A 3,709-nucleotide genomic window follows, 5' to 3' on the forward strand; every position below is an offset into this window, starting at 1 on the left:
TAGTGCTACCCAACTGACTCAAATTCAAGCCACCAACAAAAATGTCAGCGCATTAACCGATCGACTCCCCGAATTAGCTGCTTATATTGAAGAACGCGATTGGAATAATGTCAAATCCTTCATTCATGGCCCTCTAGGGGATATCAGAACGCGGTTGTCTGGTTTGTCGCGAGAATTGTTACCAGGCACCAAAGAGCAAGCTCTAAAAATTAGCAAAGAAATCTTTACCCATCTCAACAAGATCGATGAAGCGGCTGGCAGTCAGGACTACAAAATTGCCATCCGCAACTATGGCGAAGTACTCAAGGATCTTGCTGGTTTCCAGAAACTGATTCCCGCTGCCTAACTATTATTATTGCTACTTACCCTGGGTACCCAAGACGGGCACCCCTACAGATTCATCGTGTAGGGCTGTGCTTAACGGGTGCCCTTTTCACTGCCAATACCCGATCTAAATTTTTAACAAAGAGTAGGGGTTTGTTTGATGCGCTCAATCTGGAAGGAACCTCCGTGACGCGCGCATCCGCGATTCTCAATTCTCAATTCTCAATTCTCAATTCTCAATTAATTTAAATGTCTACCCGGATTAGTATTATCGGCTGCGGCATTATTGGCGCGACAATTGCTTACGAACTGAGTCGATCTACCAATGAGTGTCAGATTGATGTCTACGACAGCCAACCGCCCGCTCAAGCCGCCACAGGCGCAGCTCTGGGGGTATTGATGGGGATTATCTCTCAAAAAATCAAAGGTCGCGCCTGGAACTTCCGCAGAGATAGTATCTGCCGTTATCAAACCCTCATTCCCGAACTCGAACAGGCTACCGGATCGAAAATTCCCGTCAATTCCCAGGGGATTGTTAAACTATTACCACCTGAAGAAGATCTGAGTAAATGGACGCAATTAGCCAACACTCGCCACGAGCAAGAATGGAAATTAGAATTGTGGAATACCCGCCAAACGCTTGCCAATCTGCCCCAAATAGATCGGCAATTTCGGGGGACTGCTGTCTACTCACCCCAAGATTTACAAGTCGATCCAGTTGCCCTCACTACTGCCCTAGTGGCGGCGGCAAAGCTCAATGGGGTGAATTTTCATTTCGATCGCCCGCTCGAGTCTATTGAGGCAGAGAACCCCGATTGCTGCGAGCTATTGAGTGCTAATCTCCCAAATATTACTAGCGATCGCGTCATCATCACGGCTGGCTTGGGGGCGACTAGTTTACTCGCGCCCCACGCCCCGATTGAGATTCAACCCGTTTTAGGGCAAGCCGTACAAATCCGGTTAGCACAACCTTTAGGCAATCCCGCTTTTCAACCCGTAATTGTCAGCGAGGATGTGAATATCGTCCCCTGTGGTGGTAATGATTACTGGGTGGGTGCGACGGTGGAATTTCCCGTCGAGGGGGTGATGGTAGCAGATCCGGTATGTTTAGAGCTGCTCGACAAAATCGCAATTTCCACCTGTCCCGATCTAGCTAAAGGGGAAATCGTCCGCACTTGGCAAGGATTGCGCCCCCGCCCCAATCATCGTCCGGCTCCCGTAATCGATCGAGTCGGCAAGAATCAACGGATTTTAGTGGCGACTGGGCACTATCGCAATGGCATTTTACTCGCTCCCGCTACTGCGAGAATTATTGGGGATATGTTGTTAGTGTAGATCGGGCTGATGCAGATCTACGCAAGAGAAGGGGGCATGAATGTCTGTTCGGTTCGAGTGTTTAGTTGTCTGTTTATCTGAGATGAGTTAAAATCCGTGAATAACTATCGATACTCTTATGCGATCGACTCTAGAAATAGAAGGAACTTGGGAAGAAATTCTGGCTAAGGCTAATGAGTTTTCTGGTAAGCGAGTTAGATTAACTTTGTTGGACAAAAATCCGACTAAAGAGTCAGATATCCTAAAAGAAATCAATCTTGGAGTTTCGACAGATACTTGGGCTGAATATCATACCCTAATTGCTAAACGCCAAGCTGAAACCTTGACAGACGAGGAACAGCAGCAACTGATTGGAATTAGCGATCTATTGGAAGTTGCTAATGTTCGCCGGATGAAAGCATTAATCGAACTGTCAGATCTGCGCGGTCAGTCCTTAGATGCAGTCATGCAAGAATTGGGGATTACATCTCATTAAATGCCTGAAATAACTGCTCGACAAAAGGAGTTTATCAACGAAAGAGCGCGAAGATGTTGTGAATATTGTTGGAGTCAACTCAAGTTTTCACCCGATCCTTTTTCTATCGAACATATTATTCCTCTATCTAAAAGTGGGACTTACGATCTAGATAATCTAGCTCTTTCCTGTCAAGGTTGCAACAATCGCAAGTATAATCTAACCGAAGCAATCGATCCGATCGATGGAAAATTCGTACCGCTCTATCATCCGCGTCAGCAATTACGCTCTGAGCATTTTGTGTGGAGTGATGATTTTACTGAGCTAATTGGGATTAGTCCGACTGGGAGAGCTACGATAGTTCGGCTACAGTTAAATCGCGAAGGGGTTGTCAATTTACGAGCGTTGTTAAGGGAGAAAAATTTTCATCCTCCCGATTAAATATTCGAGCAAGCATACACATCGCTCGACTGTTCGATCGATCGATCCAACAATATTGTTTAACTAACGATCTTGGCTACCTGGGGCATTTTGCCAGCCAATCCGGTCATTAATCTCAATGCAAGGTACTTAAAACCAGGAATGCGATCGAGTAAAAATAGTCCAATCCGGCGGATAATGACGATCGGGAGAATACTCGTCGAAAACATCCGATCGAGAAAATCGGTAAAGGCGAGAATTACCCAGTTTTCGGGTTTGCGCCAGTTGGCATAGCGTTTGAGGACTGTATCGCTGCCGATGTCTTCGCCTGCGTGGTGCGCGGCGACTAGGATCTCGGCTAGAGCGGCGGCATCCCGAATTCCTAAATTCATGCCTTGTCCGGCGACGGGATGACAGCAGTGTGCGGCATCGCCGATTAAGGCGAGTCTTGCGGCTGTATATTGCTGACTCTGCATCAATTTAACGGGAAATAACCACCGTTGCGAGTCGAGTTCGAGTTTTCCTAATAGTCCACCCGTGCAGTGTTCTAACTCTTTGAGAAATTCCCGCTCGGGTAAATCTCGCAATTCTTCGGCTTGTTGGTGGGGTACCGTCCAAACTACCTGACAGCGACCGTCGGCTAATGGTAACACACCGATCGGACCCGCATACCAAAATCGCTCGTAAGCAATATTCTGATGGGATTTTTCGGGGGTGATGGTGGCGGTGATGCAGGACTGCCAGTAATTCCAGCCTGTAGTAGCGATGCCAGCTTGCTCTCTGAGTGCGGATTTGGCTCCGTCGGCGGCGATGACTAGACTAGCACGGATTTTGGTGGGTACTTCGCGATCGGGAGTTTGAACGCTAATTTCTGCGCCAGTGCTACTATATTCCACTGCAACCACTTGCGCGGGACACATGACGGTGATACTTGGGGCTGTTTGCAGTTTGGTTTGCAACGCGTTTAACAGCACTTCATGACTGGCTGCATAACCGAGTGTCGCCGTACCTAAATCTTGCGGGTACATTTTTACTACCCCAGCATAATCGGCGTCGGAGATTTGAATTTGGCTAAATTGAGTAACTAATGGTAAAACCCGCTCCCAGATGCCCAGTCCCTCAAAAATCTGTCCTGAGAGCATCGATAACACATAAGCTCGACTCTTGGTAATCGAC

General features: G+C 47.5%; 5 protein-coding genes. 4 read left to right on the forward strand and 1 reads right to left on the reverse strand.

Annotated elements, in window-relative coordinates; all coding sequences use genetic code 11:
* The 4 genes from psbQ to RMO52_RS18085 all read left to right on the forward strand — a co-directional run.
* On the forward strand, positions 1 to 346 hold a 346-nt coding region (psbQ, locus tag RMO52_RS18070; protein WP_310417006.1), incomplete at its 5' end, for a photosystem II protein PsbQ.
* Positions 347 to 573: 227 nt separating this feature from the next.
* On the forward strand, positions 574 to 1,659 hold the full coding sequence (locus RMO52_RS18075; RefSeq protein ID WP_310417010.1) for an FAD-dependent oxidoreductase: 1,086 nt from the start codon (positions 574 to 576) through the stop codon (positions 1,657 to 1,659).
* Between the two features lie 118 nt (positions 1,660 to 1,777).
* Positions 1,778 to 2,134 carry a hypothetical protein gene (locus RMO52_RS18080; protein WP_309742906.1) on the forward strand — a complete coding sequence of 119 codons (357 nt, stop codon included), beginning with the start codon at positions 1,778 to 1,780 and terminating at the stop codon, positions 2,132 to 2,134.
* Positions 2,135 to 2,554 carry an HNH endonuclease signature motif containing protein gene (locus RMO52_RS18085; protein ID WP_309742904.1) on the forward strand — a complete coding sequence of 140 codons (420 nt, stop codon included), beginning with the start codon at positions 2,135 to 2,137 and terminating at the stop codon, positions 2,552 to 2,554. It begins immediately after the preceding gene.
* A 59-nt stretch (positions 2,555 to 2,613) separates the two neighbouring features.
* Here RMO52_RS18085 and RMO52_RS18090 read toward each other — a convergent pair.
* Positions 2,614 to 3,709 (reverse strand): FAD-dependent hydroxylase (locus RMO52_RS18090; protein ID WP_310417013.1); only part of this gene is annotated, 1,096 nt, incomplete at its 5' end.

This window comes from Chamaesiphon sp. OTE_8_metabat_110 (assembly GCF_031382685.1).
In the GTDB taxonomy this organism is placed as follows: Bacteria; Cyanobacteriota; Cyanobacteriia; order Cyanobacteriales; family Chamaesiphonaceae; genus Chamaesiphon.

What these genes read in the sequence shown, in the direction of transcription:
- RMO52_RS18075 (WP_310417010.1), top strand. Translation starts at nt 574, where the DNA reads ATGTCTACCCGGATTAGTATTATCGGCTGCGGCATTATTGGCGCGACA.
- RMO52_RS18080 (WP_309742906.1), top strand. Translation starts at nt 1,778, where the DNA reads ATGCGATCGACTCTAGAAATAGAAGGAACTTGGGAAGAAATTCTGGCT.
- RMO52_RS18085 (WP_309742904.1), top strand. Translation starts at nt 2,135, where the DNA reads ATGCCTGAAATAACTGCTCGACAAAAGGAGTTTATCAACGAAAGAGCG.